Consider the following 23526-nt stretch of genomic DNA (forward strand, 5'->3'; position numbering starts at 1 on the left):
CCGAAAAGCACTCGCCTGTAAGGAACCGCCCCATGAACCACGACGTCATCATCACCTGCGCACTCACCGGTGCTGGCGACACGACCGCCAAGAGCCCGCACGTGCCGGTCACCCCGAAACAGATCGCCGCCGCCGCCGTGGAAGCCGCCAAGGCCGGCGCCACCGTGGTGCACTGCCACGTGCGCAACCCCGAAACCGGCAAGTTCAGCCGCGACGTGGCGCTGTACCGCGAAGTCATGGAGCGCATTCGCGAGGCCGACGTCGACATCATCGTCAACCTGACGGCCGGCATGGGCGGCGACCTGGAAATCGGCGCCGGGGAAAACCCCATGGAATTCGGCCCCAACACCGACTTGGTCGGCCCGTTGACCCGCCTGGCCCACGTCGAGGAACTGCTGCCGGAAATCTGCACCCTCGATTGCGGCACCCTGAACTTCGGCGATGGCGACACCATTTACGTCTCGACCCCGGCGCAACTGCGTGCCGGCGCCAAGCGCATCCAGGAGCTGGGGGTGAAGGCTGAGCTGGAGATCTTCGACACCGGCCACCTGTGGTTCGCCAAGCAGATGATGAAAGAAGGCCTGCTCGACAACCCGCTGTTCCAGCTGTGCCTGGGCATCCCGTGGGGCGCCCCCGCGGACACCACCACCATGAAGGCCATGGTCGATAACCTGCCGCCAGACGCGGTCTGGGCCGGCTTCGGCATCGGTCGCATGCAGATGCCGATGGCGGCGCAGGCGGTGCTGCTGGGCGGCAACGTGCGGGTCGGCCTGGAAGACAACATCTGGCTGGACAAGGGCGTGCTGGCCACCAACGGCCAACTGGTGGAACGCGCCAGCGAAATCCTCAGCCGCATGGGCGCCCGCGTCCTGACCCCGGCCGAGGGCCGCAAGAAGATGGGGCTCAAGCAGCGCGGCTAAACCTCCTCCGTTTTTCCCCCTGTAGGAGCGAGCTTGCTCGCGATGACGTCAGCACATTCAGCATTGATGTCGACTGGCATGCCGCTATCGCGAGCAAGCTCGCTCCTACAGTTTTTCTTTTCAAATTCTCGGGATGCGATCATGAGCTTCATCACCAACATCAAAACCTTCGCCGCCCTCGGCAGCGGTGTCATCGGTAGCGGCTGGGTGTCCCGCGCCCTCGCCCACGGCCTGGACGTCGTCGCCTGGGACCCGGCGCCCGGCGCCGAAGCAGCCTTGCGCAAGCGCGTGGCCAACGCCTGGGGCGCTCTGGAGAAACAAGGCCTGGCGCCCGGCGCTTCGCAGGATCGCCTGCGTTTTGTCGCCACCATCGAAGAGTGCGTACGCGATGCCGACTTCATCCAGGAAAGCGCTCCGGAACGCCTTGAGCTGAAACTGGACCTGCACAGCAAAATCAGCGCGGCGGCCAAGCCCAATGCCCTGATCGGCTCCAGCACCTCGGGGCTGCTACCCAGCGAGTTCTACGAGAGTGCCACGCACCCGGAGCGCTGCGTGGTCGGTCACCCGTTCAACCCGGTGTACCTGCTGCCATTGGTGGAAGTGGTCGGCGGCAAGAACACCGCTCCTGAAGCCGTGCAGGCCGCCATGCAAGTCTACGAATCCCTGGGGATGCGCCCGCTGCATGTGCGCAAGGAAGTGCCGGGGTTCATCGCCGATCGCCTGCTCGAAGCGCTATGGCGCGAGGCGCTGCACCTGGTCAACGACGGCGTGGCGACCACCGGCGAAATCGACGACGCGATCCGCTTTGGCGCGGGCCTGCGCTGGTCGTTCATGGGCACCTTCCTCACCTACACCCTGGCCGGTGGTGACGCGGGCATGCGTCACTTCATGGCCCAGTTCGGCCCGGCCCTGCAGTTGCCCTGGACCTACCTGCCAGCGCCCGAGCTGACCGAAAAGCTGATCGACGACGTGGTCGATGGCACCAGCGAGCAACTGGGCTCACACAGCATTTCGGCGCTGGAGCGCTATCGTGATGATTGCCTGATGGCGGTGCTGGAGGCGGTGAAGGCGACCAAGGCCAAACATGGCATGAGTTTCAGCGAATAGCAGGTCTGGCCTCATCGCGGGCAAGCCCGCTCCCACAGGTTTTGCGGTGCTCACGAATCCTGTGGGAGCGGGCTTGCCCGCGATGACGGTAGCCAAATCCCCACACACTCCGGATCAATCACCATGCCCACCCTCACCACCTACCAGACCCGCATCATCCCCGACTGGGTCGACTACAACGGCCACCTGCGCGACGCCTTCTACCTGCTGATCTTCAGCTACGCCACCGACGCCCTGATGGACCGACTCGGCCTCGACAGCAACAGCCGCGAAGCCAGCGGCCATTCGCTGTTCACCCTGGAGCTGCACCTCAATTACCTGCACGAAGTGAAGCTCGATGCCGAGGTCGAGGTGCGCACGCAGATCATCGGTCACGACAGCAAACGCCTGCACCTGTATCACAGCCTGCATCTCGTGGGCGACGACAAGGCACTGGCCGGCAACGAGCAGATGCTCTTGCACGTCGACCTCGCCGGCCCGCATGCCACGCCGTTCAGCGAAACTTCGCTGGCGCGGCTCGCAGCCATCGTCACCGAGCAGGCTGACCTGTCCGCCCCGCAATACATTGGCCGAGTGATCGCGTTACCGACAAAAAAATAATCAAGGAGATCGCCATGAACACCGCCGCTGCGTTTGCCGACTTTCGTACGTATCCGTTGATCAGCGCGCTCGGTGGCGTGCAGGCCCTGGCCGATCGTGTCGTGGTGACCTGGGCCGACCAGCGTGTCAGCCCGTTCCATCATCAATGGCTGCGGGACAACTGCCCGTGCACACAATGCGTCTACAGCGTGACCCGCGAGCAGGTATTGGAAATCGTCGATGTCGAAGCGGACTTGAAGGCGACCAACGCCCGTGTCGACGAACAGGGTTGCCTGAGCATCGACTGGCAGGACGGCCATCAGAGCCGCTTCGATCCGGGATGGTTGCGCGCCCACGCCTACGACGATGCGTCGCGCGCCGAACGCCAGGCGGCCAAGCCCGGGGCGAAGCTCTGGTACAGCGACCTGACACTGCCGGTGTTCGACTATCAGGCGTTGATGAACGACAACCACGCCCTGCTGCAATGGTTGCTGGCGGTGCGCGATACCGGCCTGACCCAGGTACGCGGCGTGCCCACCGAGCCCGGTTCGCTGAAACTGATCGCGCAGCGGATTTCGTTCATCCGCGAGAGCAATTTCGGCGTGCTGTTCAACGTGCAATCCAAGGCCGATGCCGACAGCAACGCCTACACCGCTTTCAACCTGCCGCTGCACAGCGACCTGCCGACCCGCGAGCTGCAACCGGGGCTGCAATTCCTGCATTGCCTGGTCAACGATGCCGAAGGGGGTGAAAGCATCTTCGTCGACGGTTTTGCCATCGCCCAAGCGTTACGCGAGGAAGACCCCGAGGCGTTCCAGGCGCTGTGCGAGATCCCCGTGGAGTTTCGCAACAAGGACCGCCACAGCGACTACCGCTGCCTGGCACCGATCATCGCCTTGAACGCCCTGGGAAAGGTCGCGGAAATCCGCATGGCCAACTTCCTGCGCGGGCCGTTCGATGCCTCGGTGGAACAGATGCCCAGGCTGTACCGGGCCTATCGCCGGTTCATCGCCATGACCCGCGAGAGCCGGTTTCGACTGATGCAGCGGCTCAACCCCGGCGAGCTGTGGTGCTTCGACAACCGCCGCACGCTGCACGCGCGCAACGCGTTCGACCCGGCCACCGGAGCGCGGCATTTCCAGGGCTGTTATGTGGATCGCGATGAGCTGCTGTCGCGCATCCTGGTGTTGCAGCGGTAGACCGAGCCGACTTCATCGCGGGCAAGCCCGCTCCTACAGGTATTGGGGGTGTTCACAAATCTTGTATACGCCCTGCCCCCTGTAGGAGCGAGCTTGCTCGCGATGAGGCCCGCCCAGACACAACAAAACCCAAAGATTCACAGACAAAAAAAGCCCCGATACAAGCCGTGACAGGATCGGGGCAGAGGGTACTGTTGAGGAGCCGCCATGCGAGGGTGACCAAACCTTCGTGAAGCAAGCTGGAGCCAGTGTGCCGACTCCCCGGCAAGGCAAGTTAGCCGAAAACGACATGCTCATAGTCAATGCGGCCATCACGACAAATCGCCCTTGCCGCGCCCCTTCCCCCCTACCAGAATCGAGCCACGACACCATTCCCGGAAGAAGGATTTACGCCATGATGCATGCCGATCTGATCGATCAGGAAGACCTGTTGGGCCAACTCAAGTCACTGGGTTTCCAGGTACCCAACGGCGCCACGGCCGAGCAGGCCTGCGAGTGCGCCGTACGCGGTTTGAACGACGAACGCGCGATGACCCTGCGCACCATGGTCAAGCAGATGTACACCAGCAGCGCGACCATCCTCCCGGCCGTACGCCAGGCGATTGATCGGCAGTTGTTGCCGGCGTTGGCGGCGTATCAGCAAGGTCGTGCTGTCTAAAAATTTACCCCTGTAGGAGCGAGCTTGCTCGCGATGGTCGTTAACGATAACGCGGATTTTCTGAATGCCCGCGGTGTCTGGACTACCATCGCGAGCAAGCTCGCTCCTACAGGGGGCGGGGTGAACACAAAAGCTGTGAACACCTTAAACACCTGTGGGAGCGAGCCTGCTCGCGATGGTCGTTAACGATGACGCGGGATGTCTGGATGCCCGCGGTGCCTTGGCTAGCATCGCGAGCAAGCTCGCTCCTACAGAAGAAGCTGAGGCTTTACAGCCTCACACTGGCAAACGTCGACTCATTGCGCGCCTGGCTCAGCGCCGACAGCGGTCCGGACAATGGCGACAGCACCAGCGCTTGCGGCAGTGGCATCAGTGCCACCTGCTGGGTGGTGTTGGAGCCGACGCGTTCGTCACGCGGCGGGATGCCGAAGTATTCGCGGTAGCACTTGGAGAAGTGCGGGGTGGACACGAAGCCACAGACCGACGCCACTTCGATGATCGACATCGGCGTTTGCTTGAGCAGCTGCCGCGCACGGATCAGGCGCAGCTTCAGGTAGTAACGCGACGGCGAGCAATGCAGGTATTTCTGGAACAGCCGTTCGAGCTGGCGACGGGACACGGCGACGTACACCGCCAGTTCGTCGAGGTCGATCGGCTCCTCGAGGTTGGCTTCCATCAGCGCGACAATTTCCTGCAGTTTCGGCTGGTTGGTGCCCAGCATGTGCTTGAGCGGTACGCGCTGGTGATCCTGTTCGTTGCGGATGCGCTCGTAGACGAACATCTCGGAAATCGCGGCCGACAGTTCGCGGCCGTGATCGCGGCTGATCAGGTGCAGCATCATGTCCAGCGGCGCGGTGCCGCCGGAGCTGGTGAAACGGTTACGGTCCAGGGTGAACAGTCGGGTGCTCATGGCCACGCGCGGGAAGGCTTCCTGCATCGAGGCCAGGCACTCCCAGTGCACGCTGCAATCGAAACCGTCGAGCAGGCCGGCGCAGGCCAGGGCCCAGCTGCCGGTGCAGACCGCGCCCAGGCGCTTGGACTGGCGCGCCTGGCTTTGCAGCCATGACACGTGTTCACGGGTCACGGTGCGTTGAATACCGATACCGCCGCAGACAATGATGGTGTCCATGGCCGGGGCTTTGTGCATGGAGGCGTCAGGGGTGATCTGCAGGCCGTCACTGGCCCAGACCTGGCCGCCATCGACGGTGAGCGTGGTCCAGCGATACAACTCGCGACCGGACAATTGGTTGGCCATGCGCAGGGGTTCTACGGCGGAGGCCAGGGAAATCAGCGTGAAATTGTCCAGCAGCAGAAAGCCGATGGATTGAGGCGCACGGTTCTGGGGTTGAGCCCCGGAGTTGAACGACGTCATCGCGGTATCTCCTCACACAAAGCAGGTGATGGCCTCAGGCGGAGGCTCTTGTTATGGCCATCGTTCTCGCAGTGGAGACGGGCTTTGTAATGACAGAGCAAATGCCATGCCTAAACTTGAATGCGCGTTCAATAAATCCTGAAAACGACCTATGGACGTGTCTATATAAGCCGCGCCGCGAGTGGGGGTAATAAGTGCCATCAGCGCTGCGAAGTGTGCTGTCGCGAAGGGTGTGAGCAGTTCGGTAGCACTTGTGGGAAGGGGGCTGTGGGCAATCCGGGGAGAGTGTCACCCCAGGCGCGGGGGGATGGGTGGTTCACGCCGTGATTGTACCCGACCGGTGGCGGGGGCATTTATCTGTGAGCGACGCGCTAAAAGGTGGCGTGGATGAGCGCGGGTGTTCGATTTGCGCGCAGTTTTGACTGGTCTGACGCCATCGCGAGCAAGCTCGCTCCTACAGTTGATCTGCGATGTTCACAAATCCCTTGTGGGAGCGAGCCTGCTCGCGATGGGGGTCAACGCGATCTCAACACTCCACCGCACTCACCGCCAACCCACCCCGCGATGTCTCTTTATATTTGTCATGCATGTCCGCGCCGGTATCGCGCATGGTGCGGATCACCCGGTCCAGCGAGATGAAATGCTGGCCGTCGCCACGCAGAGCCATTTGTGCGGCGTTGATCGCCTTCACCGCGGCAATCGCGTTGCGCTCGATGCACGGCACCTGGACCAGGCCGCCCACCGGGTCGCAGGTCAGGCCGAGGTTGTGCTCCAGGCCGATTTCCGCGGCGTTGCACAATTGCTCCGGCGTCGCGCCGAGGATTTCCGCCAGCCCCGCCGCCGCCATGGCGCAGGCGGAACCGACTTCACCCTGGCAGCCGACTTCGGCGCCGGAAATCGAGGCGTTCTTCTTGCACAGGATGCCCACCGCCGCCGCACCGAGGAAGTAGTCGACCACGTTGGCGTCCGTCACCGCCTCGCTGAACTTCATGAAGTAGTGCAACACCGCCGGGATGATCCCTGCCGCGCCATTGGTCGGTGCCGTGACCATGCGCCCACCGGCGGCGTTTTCTTCGTTGACCGCCAGGGCATACAGGTTGACCCACTCCATGGCGCTCAAGGTCGAGCCGATCACGTTGGGCTTGTTCAGCTCCTGCAAACTGCGGTGCAACTTGGCCGCGCGCCGGCGCACATTCAGCCCGCCGGGCAGGATGCCCTCGTGCTTGAGGCCGTGTTCGACGCAATCCTGCATGGCCCGCCAGAGTTTCATCAGGCCGGCGCGGATTTCTTCCTCGCTGCGCCACACCCGCTCATTGGCCATCATCAGTTCGGCCACCCGCAGGTTGTGGCGCTTGCACAGTTCCAGCAGCTCGACGGCGCTGGAAAAGTCGTAAGGCAGTTCGGTGCGGTCCAGGTCGACCACGCCACTGCTGGCCTGGGCCTCATCGACGACAAAGCCGCCGCCGACGGAATAGTAGGTGTCGCGATGCAGCTCGCCGTCATCGCCCTCGGCCACCAGGGTCATGGCATTGGGGTGAAACGGCAGGTTCTCATCTATAAGCAGCATGTCCCGCGCCCAGATGAACGGCACCGGCAGGCGCCCGTCGAGCAGCAGCGTGTCGGTTTCGCGCAAGGTGGCGATGCGGATGCCGATTTGCGACGGGTCGATCGCATCCGGCCACTCGCCCATCAGGCCCATGATCACCGCATTGTCGCTACCGTGGCCGATGCCGGTGGCCGACAACGAGCCATACAACCGGACCTCGACCCGCCGCACCTGTTCCAGCCGCCCCTGCTCGCGCAAACCCTGCACGAACAGCGCGGCGGCGCGCATCGGCCCGACGGTGTGCGAGCTGGAAGGACCGATGCCGATTTTGAACAGGTCGAAAACGCTGATAGCCATGGCTGCCGAACTCCTGGATGTGCCATTTCCAGGCGCAAAAGCGCCCGGTGACGGAGCTGCTACGCTCAAGCTGCAATCCGCCGAGATGGCCGCATCATCGGGCTTTTGGGTTGTCGTGCGACGTCTCGAACCGACGCACTCATGTCCAGCAACGCCGCTGGCGTTTTACGCCATGTTTCGCCGCTTTTTTGCGGCGCAGCGGGGCAAAAGGACCTGAAAAAATCTGTAAACGACGTCACCGACACTGGATGCGACCATCCCTGTACTGGTTACGACGCCCCCTGTAGGCGTCAGATTTTCACTGGTACATGATCTTATTCGACTCGATTGCAGGCGCTGCGGTAAGAGCTGTCACAAGAACGCCACCCAACCGCAACCCATAAGTGCGGTGGTCCCAGTCGGAACACTGCCAAAAAAAAACACCAAGGAGTCCATTCATGAAAGGTTCCCCGTCGTTGTTGTTGGCCGCCATGCTCAGCCTGCCGTTATTGGCACAAGCTGCAGAACCCGCACAATGCAATACCGTGAACTTCTCCGATGTCGGCTGGACCGACATCACCGCGACAACCGCCACCACCAGCGTCGTGCTCAACGCCCTGGGCTACAAGACCAAGACCACGATGATTTCCGTGCCGGTGACCTACAAGTCCCTGGCCGACGGCAAGAACATGGACGTTTTCCTCGGCAACTGGATGCCGACCATGGAAAACGACATCAAGGCCTACCGCGACGCCGGCACTGTGGAAACCGTGCGCACCAACCTCAAGGGCGCCAAGTACACCCTCGCCGTGCCCCAGGCTCTGTACGACAAAGGCCTGCATGATTTTGCCGACATCGCCAAGTTCAAGAAGGAACTGGACGGCAAGATCTACGGCATCGAGCCCGGCAACGACGGCAACCGCCTGATCCAGAGCATGATCGACAAGAACGCCTTTGGCCTCAAAGACGCCGGCTTCAAGGTCGTCGAGTCCAGCGAAGCGGGCATGCTGTCGCAGGTCGACCGCGCACAGAAACGCGACACCGCCGTGGTCTTCCTCGGCTGGGCGCCGCATCCGATGAACAAACGCTTCAAGATCCAGTACCTCACCGGCGGCGACGACTTCTTTGGCCCGGATTTCGGTGCCGCCACCGTGGCGACCAACACCCGCAAGGGTTACGCCGAGGAATGCAGCAACGTGGGCCAACTGCTGAAAAACCTGGAGTTCACGGTCGACATGGAAAGCGAACTCATGGGCAACATCCTGGACGACAAGATGAAGCCTGACGCGGCCGCCAAAGCCTGGCTGAAAAAGAACCCACAGGTGCTCGATACCTGGCTCGCTGGCGTGACCACCACTGACGGTAAACCTGGCCTGGAGGCCGTGAAAGCCAAGCTCAACCAGCCTTGAGTTAAAGAGCATCGCTTATGCCGGGCGGCTCAGGCCGTCCGGGCTGTTTATTTCCTTGCATGCGGACGTTCACTACCATGCTGATTGATCAGAAAATACCTCTAGGCCAGTACATTGCAGGCTTCGTTGAATGGTTGACGCAACACGGCGCCAACACCTTCGACGCCATCGCCGTGTCACTGGAAACGATGATCCACGGCGTGACGTTTGCGCTCACCTGGTTCAACCCGCTGGTCTTGATCGGGCTTATCGCGCTACTGGCGCATTTCATCCAACGCAAATGGGGCCTGACCGTCTTCGTCATCGCTTCCTTTCTACTGATCCTCAATCTGGGTTACTGGCAGGAGACCATGGAAACCCTCGCCCAGGTGCTGTTCGCCACCTTGGTCTGCGTGGTCATCGGCGTGCCGCTGGGCATTATTGCCGCGCACAAACCGATGTTCTTTACCCTCATGCGACCGGTACTCGATCTGATGCAGACCGTACCGACCTTCGTATACCTCATTCCTACCCTGACCCTCTTCGGGCTGGGTGTGGTCCCAGGCCTGATTTCGACGGTGGTGTTTGCGATTGCCGCGCCCATCCGCCTGACCTACCTGGGTATCCGCGATGTGCCACAGGAACTGATGGACGCCGGCAAGGCCTTCGGCTGCTCGCGACGTCAACTGCTGACCAGGATCGAACTGCCCCACGCCATGCCGAGCATCGCGGCGGGCATCACCCAGTGCATCATGCTGTCGTTGTCGATGGTGGTGATCGCGGCACTGGTGGGCGCCGACGGACTCGGCAAACCGGTGGTCAACGCACTGAACACTGCTGATATCGCCCTGGGCTTCGAAGCCGGCCTGGCGATCGTACTGCTGGCGATCATGCTCGACCGTATCTGCAAACAACCCGACGCCAAAGTAGGGGGTGACGCATGAGCATAATTCGCTTCGAAGACGTCGATGTAATCTTCACCAAGGATCCACGCGAGGCGCTCAAGCTGCTGGATCAGGGCATGACCCGTAACGAGATCCTGAAAAAGACCGGGCAGATCGTCGGCGTGGAAAAGGCCAGCCTGGACATCGAGAAAGGTGAAATCTGCGTGCTGATGGGCCTGTCCGGTTCCGGCAAGTCCAGCCTGCTGCGCTGCATCAACGGCCTCAACACCGTCAGCCGCGGCAAGCTGTTCGTCGAGCACGAAGGCCGGCAGATCGACATTGCCTCCTGCACCGCCGCCGAGCTGAAGATGATGCGCACCAAGCGCATTGCCATGGTGTTCCAGAAGTTCGCCCTGATGCCCTGGCTGACGGTGCGCGAGAACATCAGCTTCGGCCTGGAAATGCAGGGCCGCCCGGAAAAGGACCGCAAGAAACTGGTCGATGAAAAACTCGAACTGGTGGGCCTGACCCAATGGCGCAACAAGAAGCCCGACGAGCTCTCCGGCGGCATGCAGCAGCGTGTCGGCCTGGCCCGCGCGCTGGCGATGGACGCTGACATCCTGTTGATGGACGAACCGTTCTCGGCCCTCGACCCGCTGATCCGCCAGGGTCTGCAGGACGAACTGCTGGAACTGCAACGCAAGCTGAGCAAGACCATCGTGTTCGTCAGCCACGACCTCGACGAGGCCCTGAAGCTGGGCAGCCGCATCGCGATCATGAAAGACGGGCGGATCATCCAGTACAGCAAGCCGGAAGAAATCGTGCTGAACCCGGCGGACGACTACGTGCGTACCTTTGTCGCCCACACCAACCCGCTGAACGTGTTGTGCGGCCGCAGCCTGATGCGCACCCTGGACAACTGCAAACGCATCAACGGCTCGGTGTGCCTCGACCCGGGTGGCGACTCCTGGCTGGACCTGGCCGAAGGCAACACCATCAAGGGTGCCCGCCAGAACGGCTCGACCCTGGACCTGCAGAACTGGGCGCCGGGGCAAGCAGTGGAAGGCCTGGGCCGCCGACCGACGCTGGTGGATTCGAGCATCGGCATGCGCGATGCGTTGCAGATCCGCTACCAGACCGGCAACAAGCTGGTGCTGCACGACAACAACAAGGTGGTGGGGATTCTTGGCGACAGCGAGCTGTATCACGCGTTGCTGGGCAAGAACCTGGGGTAAGGCCACAGATGCAAAAACGCCGCGAGAGATCGCGGCGTTTTTGTTTGTACGGACAACTCTGAAGAACCGATCGCGAGCAGGCTCGCTCCCACAATGGATCAGTTTGAACACAGGTTTTGTGAACGACCCAAAACCTGTGGGAGCGAGCCTGCTCGCGATAAAACGACTCGGTGCTTCAGGCAGAAACCCCATCACGACTCACCGCCGCTCGCGAAGGCTCCATGTCCAGCTCGGTCAGCAACTCGTTGAACCCACGACGACTGCGCGCCGCCAGTTCGGCCTGCTCCAGTTCCGCCTGCTGGTCCTGGCGCATGGCCTTGTGCAAGCCGAACATGAAACACACCAGCACCACCGAGAACGGCAAACCAGCCAATACCACCATGGTCTGCATGGCTTCGAAGTTGCCGGCGAACAGCAGGCCGATGGTCACCAGGGTGATCACCACCGACCAGAAGATCCGCAGCCAGTGCGGGGCGTCTTCGTCGACGGTGCCGCCCTTGCAGGAAAGGTTGGCCATCATCACCGCGCCGGAATCCGCCGGGGTCAGGAACAGCACGAAGCCGACGAAGATCGACACGCCGATCACCACTTTCGACGCCGGGTAATGCTCCAGCAACTGGTAGATCGCCATGGACGGCTGTTCCAGTGCGGTTTTGCCCAGTTCGACCGCGCCGTGGTTCATCACCAGGTCCAGCGCCGAGTTGCCGAAGATCGACAGCCACGCCAGGGTGAAGCCCAACGGAATCAGCAGCACGCCGGCCACCAGTTCACGCACGGTGCGACCACGGGAAATGCGCGCGATGAACATGCCTACGAATGGCGCCCAGGAAATCCACCAGGCCCAGTAGAACAGGGTCCACAGGCCCAGCCAGCGGTCGGACTTGGCGCTGTCGCCGGTGTAGACGTACAGGTCGAAAGTCTTGAGCACCACACCGTTGAGGTAGTCGCCGATGTTCTGCACGAAGCCGTTGAGCAGGTGCAGGGTCGGGCCAAACAGCAGCACGAAGATCAGCAGGCCGCTGAACAGGATGATGTTGAGGTTGGACAGGCGGCGAATGCCGTTTTCCACGCCCGACACGGCAGCGATGGTCGCCACGGTGCTCATCACGATGATCACGATCAGCAGGTTGGTGTTGCTGTGCTGCATGCCGAACAGGTTTTCCAGGCCCGACGACACTTGCAGCGAACCGATCCCCAGGTTCGTCACCAGCCCCAGCAGCGTGACGAACATGCCGAAGCCGTCCACCGCGTGCCCGGCCGCGCCCTTGACCCAGCGCTCGCCCACCAGCGGGTACAGCGCCGAACGCAGCGCCAGCGGCTGGTTGTGCCGGTAGGCAAAGTAGGCCACGGCCAACCCGACCAGCGCATAGATCGCCCAACCATGCAGGCCCCAATGCAGGAACGTCACCTGCACCGCCTGGCGCGCTGCCTGGTTGCTGCCGGCCACGCCCTCGGGCGGGTTGAAGAAATGGTCCAGCGGCTCGGAAGCGCCAAAGTACAACAGCGAAATGCCGATGCCCGAGGAAAACAGCATCCCCGCCCAGGCGCCATAGCTGAAGTCCGGGGTATCGTCCTTGCTGCCCAGTTTCAGTTTGCCGTAGGAGGAAAACGCCAGGCCGACGACAAAAATCAGGTAGGCGGCGATCACCACCATGTAGTACCAGCCGAAGCTGCGCGACAGCCAGGCTTGCGCTGTACCGAGCATTCGCCCCGCCTCCTGGGGGGCGATGATCAGGATGGCGGTCAACAACAGGATCAGCGCGGTCGAGGTGTAGAACACCCAACCGTTGACCGTCACCTTCGTGGGTGGGGTCTTTATCAGGGCAGCAGAACTCATGACACAGATGCTCCGGGCAATGCAGCAAAAGAACACAAGGCAAACGCGGTACCCGACCAATCGGTTAGTGGGCAGCCGACCGGCGGGTGTTATAAAGACATCCCGAAAAAAGCCCGAAGCCTGCAGACGCTTGCGCGCGCTGGTTTCGAGCCTTTTTGGGTGTCGGTTTTATCGCCCTCTACAGATTGGAAAAACCGGCAGGGAGCGACGATTTGTCGCAGAGCTTATTCTTTGTTGATTGAACGTTCAATCAAAACAAAATAGACTGGCCTCAAGCCGGTAGTCGTTTGACGTCTGCCGAAAAGGCCCAAGGAGATGTGCAGATGCCCAAGGTCGGTATGCAACCCATCCGCCGCCAGCAATTGATCGAAGCCACGCTGCTGGCGGTCGATCAGGTCGGGATGGGGGACGCCAGCATTGCGCTGATCGCCCGTTTGGCCGGTGTCTCGAATGGCATCATCAGTCACTACTTTCAGGACAAGAACGGCCTGATCGCTGCCACCGCGCAGTACCTGATGACTGTCCTGGCCGAGAATGTCACCGCGCGCCGTCAGGCGCTGACAGATGACAGCCCGCGGGCGCATCTGCAGGTGATCATCGAAGGCAACTTCGACGCCAGCCAGGTCAATGGCCCGGCAATGAAAACCTGGCTGGCCTTCTGGGCCACCAGCATGCACCACCCGTCTTTGCACAGGTTGCAGCGGATCAACGATCACCGTCTGTATTCCAACCTGTGCTGCCAGTTCCGCCGCGAACTGCCGCTCGATGATGCGCGCAGTGCAGCCCGGGGCCTGGCAGCGTTGATTGACGGTTTGTGGTTGCGCGGCGCGCTGTCGGGAGACGCTTTCGACACCGAGCAGGCGCACCGGATCGCTTACGAATACATGGATTTCCAACTGGCCAAGCGGGTGAGTTAGAGCACACCTAGAACGCTCAACACCCGATTCGAGCCAATCACTGATGCACTTGCGAGGACTTTATGGCCCGTTTCGAATTGCAAAAACTCTACATTGATGGCGCTTACTCCGACGCTGGCAGCGATGCCACCTTCGAAGCCATCAACCCGGCTAACGGTGAAGTCCTCGCAAAAGTACAACGCGCTACGAAGGAAGACGTCGAGCGCGCCGTGGTCAGTGCCGAGAAGGGCCAGAAGATCTGGGCCGCCATGACCGCCATGGAGCGTTCGCGCATCCTGCGCCGCGCCGTGGAAATCCTGCGTGAACGCAACGACGAGCTGGCCGCCCTGGAAACCCTGGACACCGGCAAGGCCTACTCCGAAACCCGCTACGTCGACATCGTCACCGGCGCCGACGTGCTGGAGTACTACGCCGGCCTGGTACCTGCCATCGAAGGCGAGCAGATTCCGCTGCGCACCACCTCGTTCGTCTACACCCGTCGCGAGCCGCTGGGCGTCGTCGCCGGCATCGGCGCGTGGAACTACCCGATCCAGATCGCCCTGTGGAAATCCGCACCGGCCCTGGCGGCGGGCAACGCGATGATCTTCAAGCCAAGCGAAGTCACCTCGCTGACCACCCTGAAACTGGCCGAGATCTACACCGAAGCCGGCCTGCCAGCGGGCGTGTTCAACGTCCTGACCGGCAGCGGCCGTGAAGTCGGCACCTGGCTGACCGAGCACCCGCGCATCGAGAAAGTCTCGTTCACCGGCGGCACCGACACCGGCAAGAAAGTCATGGCCAGCGCCTCGAGCTCCTCGCTCAAGGACGTGACCATGGAACTGGGCGGCAAATCGCCGTTGATCATCTGCGACGACGCCGACCTGGATCGCGCCGCCGACACCGCGATGATGGCCAACTTCTACAGCTCGGGCCAGGTCTGCACCAACGGCACCCGCGTGTTCGTGCCGAGCCACCTCAAGGCCGCGTTCGAAGCCAAGATCGCCGAGCGCGTGGCACGCATCCGCATCGGTAACCCGGAAGACGAAAACACCAACTTCGGCCCGCTGGTCAGCTTCGCCCACATGGAAAGCGTGCTGGGCTACATCGCCAAGGGCAAGGAAGAAGGCGCCCGCGTGCTGTGCGGCGGCAGCCGCCTGACCGAAGGCGAATTCGCCAAGGGCGCGTTCGTTGCGCCGACCGTGTTCACCGACTGCACCGACGACATGACCATCGTGCGCGAAGAAATCTTCGGCCCGGTCATGGCGATCCTGACCTACGAAACCGAAGAAGAAGTGATCCGCCGCGCCAACGACACCGACTTCGGCCTGGCCGCCGGTGTGGTCACCAAGGACCTGAACCGCGCGCACCGCATCATCCATCAACTGGAAGCGGGCATCTGCTGGATCAACGCCTGGGGCGAGTCCGACGCCAAGATGCCGGTCGGCGGCTACAAGCAGTCGGGCGTGGGCCGTGAGAACGGCATCAGCTCGCTGAACAACTTCACTCGCATCAAATCGGTACAGGTCGAGCTGGGCGATTACGCGTCGGTGTTCTAAGCGCCGAGTTCTGTATTGCCTGCGAGGCCGCTATCGCGGGCAAGCCCGCTCCTACAGGAGCCAATGCAACGCCTCCCCTGTAGGAGCGGGCTTGCCCGCGATTCGAGTGCGCAGCACTCGCCCCGAGACACCTCGATCTGGACCACCATCAAAGAGGGTGCATTCAATGTCCCAAGAATTCGATTACATCATCATCGGTGCCGGCTCGGCCGGTAACACCCTGGCGACCCGCCTGACCGAAGACGCAGGCGTCACCGTGCTGCTGCTCGAAGCAGGCGGCCCGGACTACCGCATGGATTTCCGCACGCAAATGCCGGCCGCCCTGGCCTTCCCGCTGCAGGGTCGTCGCTACAACTGGGCGTACGAAACCGATCCGGAACCGCACATGGACGGGCGCCGCATGGAGTGTGGTCGCGGCAAGGGCCTGGGCGGCTCGTCGCTGATCAACGGCATGTGCTACATCCGCGGCAACGCCATGGACTACGACGGCTGGGCCAAGTTGCCGGGCCTGGAAGACTGGACCTACCTCGATTGCCTGCCGTATTTCCGCAAGGCGGAAACCCGCGACATCGGTCCCAACGACTACCACGGTGGCGATGGTCCGGTCAGCGTGACCACGCCCAAGGCCGGTAACAACCCGCTGTTCCACGCCATGGTCGAAGCCGGCGTGCAGGCCGGTTACCCGCGTACCGAAGACCTCAACGGCTACCAGCAGGAAGGCTTCGGCCCGATGGACCGCACCGTGACCCCGAAAGGCCGTCGTGCTTCCACCGCCCGCGGTTACCTGGACGTGGCCAAGCAGCGCTCGACCCTGACCATCGTCACCCACGCGCTGACCGACAAGATCCTCTTCGAAGGCAAGCGCGCGGTCGGCGTGCGTTACCTGGTGGGCGCCGCCGAAGAGCGCGTCGAAGTCCGTGCGCGCAAGGAAGTGCTGGTGTGCAGCGGCGCGATCGCCTCGCCGCAACTGCTGCAACGCTCCGGCGTCGGCCCGGCCAAATTGCTGGAAAGCCTCGACATCCCGGTGGTCCACGACCTGCCGGGCGTCGGTGAAAACCTGCAGGACCACCTTGAGCTGTACCTGCAATACGCCTGCACCCAACCGGTCTCGCTGTACCCGTCGCTGCTCTGGTACAACCAGCCGGCCATCGGTGCCGAGTGGCTGTTCAACGGCACCGGCATCGGCGCCAGCAACCAGTTCGAAGCCGGCGGCTTCATCCGCAGCCGTCCGGAATTCGAATGGCCGAACATCCAGTACCACTTCCTGCCGGTGGCGATTAACTACAACGGCAGCAATGGTGTAAAAGAACACGGCTTCCAGGCGCACATGGGCTCCATGCGTTCGCCAAGCCGCGGGCGCATCCAGCTCAAGTCCAAGGACCCACGCCAGCACCCGAGCATCCTGTTCAACTACATGGCCACCGAGCAGGACTGGCAGGAATTCCGTGACGGCATCCGCCTGACCCGGGAAATCATGCAGCAGCCGGCCCTCGACGCGTACCGTGGTCGCGAAATCAGCCCAGGCATCGACGTGCAGACCGATGAGCAACTGGACACGTTCATTCGCGAGCACGCCGAAACCGCGTTCCACCCGTCCTGCTCGTGCAAGATGGGCACCGACGACATGGCCGTGGTCGATGGCCAGGGTCGCGTGCACGGCATGCAGGGCCTGCGCGTGGTCGATGCCTCGATCATGCCGATCATCACCACCGGCAACCTGAACGCGCCGACCATCATGATGGCCGAGAAAATCGCCGACCGGATCCGTGGTCGCCAGCCGTTGCCGCGCAGCACGGCGGATTACTATGTGGCTGGCGATGCGCCGGTGAAAGGTAAGGCGGTGCGGGAAGTGCCTCAGACGGCGTAATACCGCGTCGCCCCTATCGCGAGCAGGCTCGCTCCCACAGTGGATTTCTGTACGACACAGACCCAATGTGGGAGCGAGCCTGCTCGCGATGAGGCCCCCACAATCACCGCTCCAACCTTGATCCCTCCCCCCTGCCAGGCCTACTCTAGCGCCACGCAACCGTTTCACCCTCCCCCCGCCACACCGCAGCACCCCACTCCATCGCCAGGAGGTTCACCCATGTTCGATTTCCACCCCCAGCTCAAGCAGCGCTTCGCTGCCTTGCGCACGGGCGCTGAATTCTTTTCCCTGCGTTATGTGCGCGAGTCCGGCCAGTACCTGTCGGTGCGCAAGAACGTCGCCGAACCTCCGAGCCTGCGGCGTGACGAAGGGGCGATGCTGACCGTGAGGGTCAATGGCGTCGAAACCTACGCCGCCACCAACGACCTGTCGCAATCGGGCCTGCAGGCCGCCCTTGATAAGGCCGAGCAGCAAGCGCGCCAACTCAAGCCCCATGCCTTGCTCGACCTGAGCGGGCAAGCGGTGTCCAGCGAGAGCGCCGATTACTTTTCGCCGAACCTCGAACAACCCTTCCCGTCCCTGAGCGAGTGCTTCGAGCTGCTCGGCGCCGAGTCTGCCGCCGTGCCCAAGGACGAGCGACTGGTGAACTGGCAGGTGAGCATCGGCATCACCCACGTCGAACAGATCTACCTGAGCAGCGCCGGCGCCGAGTTGCGCCAGGCCCAGCGCTTTGTCTACCCAGGCCTGGACGTCACCGCCTACGACGGCAACGACAGCCAGACCCGCAGCCTGGGCCGCGAAAACTTCGGCCAGCAGGGCGGCGCAGACGTGATCAGCCGCTGCGGTCTGATCGGTGCCGGCCCGACGGTCGCCGACCAGGCGCTGCAACTGCTGCTGGCGCCGAACACCCCGCAGGGCCCGCGAGATCTGCTGCTGATGCCCGACCAGATGATGCTGCAGATCCACGAATCCATCGGTCACCCGCTGGAACTGGACCGCATCCTCGGCGATGAGCGCAATTACGCCGGCACCAGCTTCGTCAAGGCCGAAGACTTCGGTCACCTGCAATACGGCTCGAACCTGCTCAACGTGACGTTCGATCCGAACATTGCCGAACAACTGGCCAGCTACGGGCATGACGACGACGGCAGTACCGCCAGCAAGCAATTCCTGATCAAGCAAGGTGTGCTGCTGCGCCCGCTGGGCGGCGCGCTGTCGCAATTTCGCACGGGCATGGACGGCGTCGCCAACAGCCGCGCCTGTAGCTGGAACCGCGCCCCCATCGACCGCATGGCCAACCTCAACATCGAGCCCGGCGACCAGCCGCTGGCGCAACTGATCGGCAACATCGAGCACGGCATCCTGATGTCGACCAACCGCTCGTGGTCGATCGACGATGCTCGCAACAAATTCCAGTTCGGTTGCGAATGGGGGCAACTGATCGAAAACGGCGAACTCAAGGGCGTGGTGAAGAACCCCAATTACCGGGGCGTTTCCGCGCAGTTCTGGAAGAGCCTGAGCGCGGTCGGCGATGCCAACACCTTCCAGGTGCTGGGTACGCCGAACTGCGGCAAGGGGGAACCGAACCAGGTGATCCGCGTCGGCCATGCCTCGCCCGCCTGTGTGTTCAGCAATGTCGATGTGTTTGGGGGAGACGCCTGATGCCGCACAGCCATTTTGCCAACAGCCAGGCCGAGGCGTTCAAGGCCCTGGTCAAGCGCCTGCGCGGTGCGCTGCGCGAGCCGGAACAATTCACCTTGAGCTACGCCGCCGAATCGTCGGCCTTCGTGCGCTTCAACCACGGCAAGGTGCGCCAGGCCGGGCAGGTGCAGCAGGCGAGCATCGGCCTGAAACTCATCAACGAAGGCCGGCATGCCGACCTCGACATCACCCTGTCGGGCGATGCAGAGGTGGATGCCGAACGCCTGGCCGAGGGCCTGCAACAACTGCGCGAGACCTTGCCGCTGCTGCCGCCGGATCCGTACCTGCTGCTGAACTACAACGGCTGGCAAAGCAGCAATGTGCAGGCGCATCCGCTGCCGGACACTGCGCAAGTGATCGAGGAAATCAGCCGCGCGGGTGAAGGCCTGGACCTGGTCGGCATCTATGCGGCCGGCCCGATCAGCCGTGGTTTCGCCAGCTCGGCGGGCGCATTCGGCTGGCATCAGGCCAACAGCTTCAACTTCGACTTCAGCCTGTTCCACGCCAACGGCCAGGCGGTGAAAGCCAGCTATGCCGGGCATGACTGGAACAGCGAAGGGTTCGCCCGGCGTTTTGCCCAGGCACGCGAACAACTCGAATTCCTCAGCCGACCGCTGCGCACCCTGGCGCCCGGTCAGTACCGCGCCTACCTGGCACCGGCGGCGCTGGAAGAAATCATGGGCATGTTGTGCTGGGGCGGTTTCTCCGCGCAGTCGATCGCCAGCAAGAGCAGCCCCTTGCAGAAGCTCTATGGCGGCGACCAATCGTTCAGCCCGCTGGTGTCGGTCGACGAGCAGGTCAGCGGCTCGCTGAGCCCGGCGTTTTCCGACGAGGGTTATCCACGTAGCGAACTGAAGTTGATTACCGAGGGCCGCGGCGACGCGCAACTGGTGAACTCACGCAGCGCCGCCGAATACGGCCTGACCGCCAACGGCGCCAGCAGCTACGAATCACCCAGCGCCCTGAACATGGCGGCCGGCACGTTGCCCGAGGCCGAAGTGCTCAAGCAATTGGGCTCCGGGCTGTACATCAGCAACCTGTGGTACCTGAACTTCTCCGACCAGCCGGCAGCACGTCTGACCGGCATGACCCGCTTCGCCACCTTCTGGGTGGAGAACGGCGAGATCCAGGCACCGGTCAGCACCATGCGCTTCGACGACAGCGCCTTCAGCCTGCTGGGGTCGCAACTGGAAGCGTTGACCTCGGAGCGGGAACTGTTGCTGTCGGCGAGCACCTATAGTCAGCGGGCGACCGCTTCGGCGTTGCTGCCGGGGGCGCTGGTCAGCAAGCTGACTCTAACCCTGTAAACACCGCTCCCACTGGTGTGAACACTTCTGTGGGAGCGAGCCTGCTCGCGATGGCGGTACATCAGTAATAAACAGGTCGACTGACACACCGCTATCGCGAGCAGGCTCGCTCCCACAGGTAAATCTCCCAAAGGTCACCCCTAACAAGAGGCCCCATGCCCAACCGCCCTGCTCTCGATGCTGTCACCGCCCGCTGGTTGCCGTGGGTGGTCGCCATTGCGTTTTTCATGCAGTCCCTGGACGGGACCATCCTCAACACCGCCCTGCCGGCCATGGCCCGCGACCTGGCGGAAGACCCGCTGCGCATGCAGGGGGTGATCATCGCCTACATGCTCACCGTCGCCCTGCTGATTCCCGCCTCGGGCTGGATCGCCGACCGCTTCGGCACCAAGAAGATCTTCTTCGGCGCGATCCTGCTGTTCAGCATCGGTTCGCTGCTCTGCGCGCTGTCCAACAGCCTGAGCATGCTGATCGGCGCGCGGGTGATCCAGGGCCTGGGCGGCGCGCTGATGCTGCCGGTGGGGCGCCTGGTGGTGCTGCGCGCCTACCCGCGTTCGGAGCTGGTGCGGATCATGGGCTTCATCACCATTCCCGGCCTGCTCGGCCCGCTGATCGGCCCGACCATGGGCGGCTGGATGGTGCAGTACCTGACCTGGCACTGGATCTTCCTGATCAACCTGCCGGTCGGCGCCATCGGTTGTTACGCCGTGTGGAAATTCATCCCCGACCTGCGCGGCAGCGAGCGCACGCGGTTCGACAGCCTGGGCTTCTTGTTGTTTGGCGCGGCGATGGTGCTGATCACCATCGCCATGGAAGGCCTGGGCGAACTGCACCTGCCGCACCTGCGGGTGATGTTGCTGCTGTTCGGCGGCATGGCCTGCCTGGCCGCGTACTGGCTGCGCGCCGGGCACATCGACAATCCGTTGTTCGCCCCGTCGCTGTTCAAGACCCGCACCTTCGCCGTGGGTATCCTCGGCAACCTGTTCGCCCGCCTGGGCAGCGGCGCCCTGCCGTTCCTCGTGCCGCTGCTGTTGCAAGTGGCGCTGGGTTACTCGCCGTCCCAGGCCGGTATGAGCATGTTGCCGCTGGCCGCCGCGGCGATGGTCGCCAAGTCAGTGGCACGGCCAATGATCGAGCGCCTGGGCTATCGCATCGTGCTCACCGGCAACACCCTGGCGCTGGGCCTGATGCTGGCGAGCATGGGCCTGGTCAGCGAGCAGACGCCGTACTGGCTGCTGCTGGGCATGCTGGCGATCCTCGGGGCGATCAACTCGTTGCAGTTCACCGCGATGAACACCGTGACCCTGATCGACCTCGACGACGCCAGCGCCAGCAGCGGCAACAGCCTGCTGTCGGTGGTCGCGCAGTTGTCCCTGAGCCTCGGCGTGGCCTGTGCCGGTGCCTTGCTTGGCGGCTTCACCGCGCAAGTGGGCAATGACGGCGTGGACACGGTGCTCGGCGCGTTCCAGCTGACCTTCGTCACCGTGGGCGTGATGGCCATGCTGGCGGCGACGATTTTCTCCCAGCTGTCGCCTACCGACGGGCGCCGGATAGTCAACCGCGACCCGCACATCGAGCACTGACCGGGGATAGCGGCCAAAGGCTATTCGTCCAGAATTTGCAGGTAGGGCGGGCGGGACTGGTACACTGCGCGACATTTTGTTTTGCAGGCCAGTCCCGTGACCACCATCGCCACCGAATTTAATACTTTGCCGCTGTCCGCCGCCATGCTGGCTAACCTCGAATCCCTCGGTTATGCCCAGATGACGCCGATCCAGGCGCAAAGCTTGCCGGTGATCCTCAAGGGGATGGACCTGATCGCCCAGGCCAAGACCGGCAGCGGCAAGACAGCCGCGTTCGGCATCGGTCTGCTGAACCCGATCAACCCGCGTTACTTCGGGTGCCAGGCACTGATCCTGTGCCCGACCCGCGAGCTGGCCGACCAGGTCGCCAAGGAAATCCGTCGCCTGGCCCGTGCCGAAGACAACATCAAGGTCCTGACCCTGTGCGGCGGCGTGTCCCTGGGCCCGCAGATCGCTTCGCTGGAGCACGGCGCGCACATCATCGTCGGCACCCCGGGGCGCATCCAGCAACACCTGCGCAAGGGTTCGCTGGTGCTGCACGGCCTCAACACGCTGATCCTCGATGAAGCCGACCGCATGCTCGACATGGGTTTCTACGACTCCATCGAAGAAATCATCATGCAGTCCCCAGAGCGTCGCCAGACGCTGCTGTTCTCCGCCACCTACCCGGTGGGCATCAAGCAACTGGCCGCCAAGTTCATGCGCAACCCGCAGCAGGTCAAGGCCGAAGCGCTGCACGACGACTCGCAGATCGAACAACGCTTCTACGAAATCTCCCCGGAAGATCGCATGAGCGCGGTAACCAAGGTACTCGGGCATTTCCGCCCGGCGTCCTGCGTGGCCTTCTGCTTCACCAAGCAGCAGGTCCAGGAAACCGTCGATCACCTGACCGCCAAGGGCATCAGCGCCGTCGGCCTGCACGGCGATCTGGAACAGCGTGACCGCGACCAGGTCCTGGCGATGTTCGCCAACCGCAGCACTTCGGTGCTGGTGGCCACCGACGTGGCCGCCCGTGGCCTGGACATCGACTCGCTGGACATGGTGATCAACGTCGAGCTGGCGCGGGACTCGGAAATCCACATCCACCGCGTCGGCCGTACCGGTCGTGCCGGTGAGAAAGGCCTGGCGATCAGCCTGGTGGCGCCGTCCGAAGCACAGCGCGCCCAGGCCATCGAAGAGTTGCAGAAGTCGCCATTGACCTGGGATCAGGTGGACAACCTCAAGTCCCAGGGCGGCGGCCCGCTGCTGCCGCAGATGAGCACCCTGTGCATCGCCGCCGGGCGCAAGGACAAGGTACGCCCGGGCGACATCCTCGGCGCGTTGACCGGTGACGCCGGCATTCCCGGCGCGCAGGTCGGCAAGATCGCGATCTTCGACTTCCAGGCCTACGTGGCCGTGGAACGCGGCGTCGCCAAACAGGCCTTGCAGCGCCTGAATGACGGCAAGATCAAGGGCCGCTCGTTCCGGGTGCGGATCCTTTAAGGACGCACCGTCCCCACTGTAGGAGCGAGCTTGCTCGCGATAGCGATGTGTCAGGCAGTTTAATGCTGCTGAC

The 23526-nt window shown here is 63.0% G+C and carries 18 protein-coding genes; 15 read left to right on the top strand and 3 right to left on the bottom strand.

Translation table 11 applies throughout. The features are described from left to right. Nucleotides 1-32: 32 nt before the first annotated feature. From ABVN20_RS11640 to ABVN20_RS11660, 5 genes are all read left to right on the top strand, one after another. A complete protein-coding gene (locus ABVN20_RS11640) occupies nt 33-920 on the top strand; it encodes a 3-keto-5-aminohexanoate cleavage protein (RefSeq protein WP_368555762.1) in 888 nt (295 codons plus the stop codon). Nucleotides 921-1061: 141 nt separating this feature from the next. Further along, complete coding sequence (locus tag ABVN20_RS11645) at nt 1062-2027, top strand: L-carnitine dehydrogenase (protein ID WP_368555763.1); 966 nt, start codon at nt 1062-1064, stop codon at nt 2025-2027. Nucleotides 2028-2150: 123 nt separating this feature from the next. Beyond that, the gene (locus ABVN20_RS11650) at nt 2151-2627 is read left to right on the top strand and encodes a thioesterase family protein (protein WP_368555764.1); all 477 of its coding nucleotides are present in this window, start codon (nt 2151-2153) and stop codon (nt 2625-2627) included. A gap of 14 nt (nt 2628-2641) precedes the next feature. After that, nucleotides 2642-3805: a gamma-butyrobetaine dioxygenase gene (locus tag ABVN20_RS11655; RefSeq protein ID WP_368555765.1), complete on the top strand. Its 1164-nt coding sequence runs from the start codon at nt 2642-2644 to the stop codon at nt 3803-3805. A gap of 394 nt (nt 3806-4199) precedes the next feature. Then, nucleotides 4200-4463 (top strand): hypothetical protein, encoded by a 264-nt coding sequence (locus tag ABVN20_RS11660; RefSeq protein ID WP_368555766.1) that lies wholly within the window; start codon nt 4200-4202, stop codon nt 4461-4463. A 268-nt stretch (nt 4464-4731) separates the two neighbouring features. Here ABVN20_RS11660 and ABVN20_RS11665 read toward each other — a convergent pair whose 3' ends face one another. Together ABVN20_RS11665 and ABVN20_RS11670 are read right to left on the bottom strand one after the other, a co-directional pair. Then, nucleotides 4732-5835 (bottom strand): GlxA family transcriptional regulator, encoded by a 1104-nt coding sequence (locus tag ABVN20_RS11665; protein WP_192306686.1) that lies wholly within the window; start codon nt 5833-5835, stop codon nt 4732-4734. A 526-nt stretch (nt 5836-6361) separates the two neighbouring features. After that, nucleotides 6362-7738, bottom strand: coding sequence for an L-serine ammonia-lyase (locus ABVN20_RS11670; protein WP_368555768.1), 1377 nt, complete (start codon nt 7736-7738; stop codon nt 6362-6364). Between the two features lie 437 nt (nt 7739-8175). Between ABVN20_RS11670 and ABVN20_RS11675 the strand changes: the two genes are divergently transcribed. From ABVN20_RS11675 to choV, 3 genes are all read left to right on the top strand, one after another. Continuing rightward, nucleotides 8176-9126, top strand: coding sequence for a choline ABC transporter substrate-binding protein (locus tag ABVN20_RS11675; RefSeq protein ID WP_368555769.1), 951 nt, complete (start codon nt 8176-8178; stop codon nt 9124-9126). Between the two features lie 77 nt (nt 9127-9203). After that, nucleotides 9204-10049 (top strand): choline ABC transporter permease subunit, encoded by an 846-nt coding sequence (gene choW / locus ABVN20_RS11680; protein WP_368555770.1) that lies wholly within the window; start codon nt 9204-9206, stop codon nt 10047-10049. Beyond that, nucleotides 10046-11224 carry a choline ABC transporter ATP-binding protein gene (choV, locus tag ABVN20_RS11685; protein WP_368555771.1) on the top strand — a complete coding sequence of 393 codons (1179 nt, stop codon included), beginning with the start codon at nt 10046-10048 and terminating at the stop codon, nt 11222-11224. The genes choW and choV overlap by 4 nt, the downstream gene beginning before the upstream one ends. 175 nt (nt 11225-11399) lie before the next feature. Here choV and ABVN20_RS11690 read toward each other — a convergent pair whose 3' ends face one another. After that, complete coding sequence (locus ABVN20_RS11690; protein WP_368557697.1) at nt 11400-13004, bottom strand: BCCT family transporter; 1605 nt, start codon at nt 13002-13004, stop codon at nt 11400-11402. A gap of 380 nt (nt 13005-13384) precedes the next feature. On the opposite strand from ABVN20_RS11690, the gene betI reads away from it, so the two are divergent. The 7 genes from betI to dbpA all read left to right on the top strand — a co-directional run bounded on the left by betI (nt 13385) and on the right by dbpA (nt 23453). Next, nucleotides 13385-13978 carry a transcriptional regulator BetI gene (gene betI, locus ABVN20_RS11695; RefSeq protein ID WP_368555772.1) on the top strand — a complete coding sequence of 198 codons (594 nt, stop codon included), beginning with the start codon at nt 13385-13387 and terminating at the stop codon, nt 13976-13978. A gap of 62 nt (nt 13979-14040) precedes the next feature. Further along, nucleotides 14041-15513 carry a betaine-aldehyde dehydrogenase gene (gene betB / locus ABVN20_RS11700; RefSeq protein WP_368555773.1) on the top strand — a complete coding sequence of 491 codons (1473 nt, stop codon included), beginning with the start codon at nt 14041-14043 and terminating at the stop codon, nt 15511-15513. Nucleotides 15514-15679: 166 nt separating this feature from the next. Next, nucleotides 15680-17380: a choline dehydrogenase gene (betA, locus tag ABVN20_RS11705; RefSeq protein WP_368555774.1), complete on the top strand. Its 1701-nt coding sequence runs from the start codon at nt 15680-15682 to the stop codon at nt 17378-17380. A 219-nt stretch (nt 17381-17599) separates the two neighbouring features. Next, nucleotides 17600-19042, top strand: coding sequence for a TldD/PmbA family protein (locus ABVN20_RS11710; RefSeq protein WP_368555775.1), 1443 nt, complete (start codon nt 17600-17602; stop codon nt 19040-19042). Beyond that, entirely contained in the window at nt 19042-20388 is a 1347-nt protein-coding gene (locus ABVN20_RS11715) for a TldD/PmbA family protein (protein ID WP_368555776.1), read from the top strand. Before ABVN20_RS11710 ends, ABVN20_RS11715 begins: the two co-directional genes overlap by 1 nt. A 122-nt stretch (nt 20389-20510) precedes the next feature. After that, nucleotides 20511-21971, top strand: coding sequence for a multidrug transporter subunit MdtD (mdtD, locus tag ABVN20_RS11720; RefSeq protein WP_368557698.1), 1461 nt, complete (start codon nt 20511-20513; stop codon nt 21969-21971). Between the two features lie 96 nt (nt 21972-22067). Further along, nucleotides 22068-23453: an ATP-dependent RNA helicase DbpA gene (gene dbpA, locus ABVN20_RS11725; RefSeq protein ID WP_368555777.1), complete on the top strand. Its 1386-nt coding sequence runs from the start codon at nt 22068-22070 to the stop codon at nt 23451-23453. The last annotated feature ends 73 nt before the right edge of the window (nt 23454-23526 follow it).

The sequence above is a fragment of the Pseudomonas sp. MYb118 genome, from assembly GCF_040947875.1.
Taxonomy (GTDB): Bacteria; Pseudomonadota; Gammaproteobacteria; order Pseudomonadales; family Pseudomonadaceae; genus Aquipseudomonas.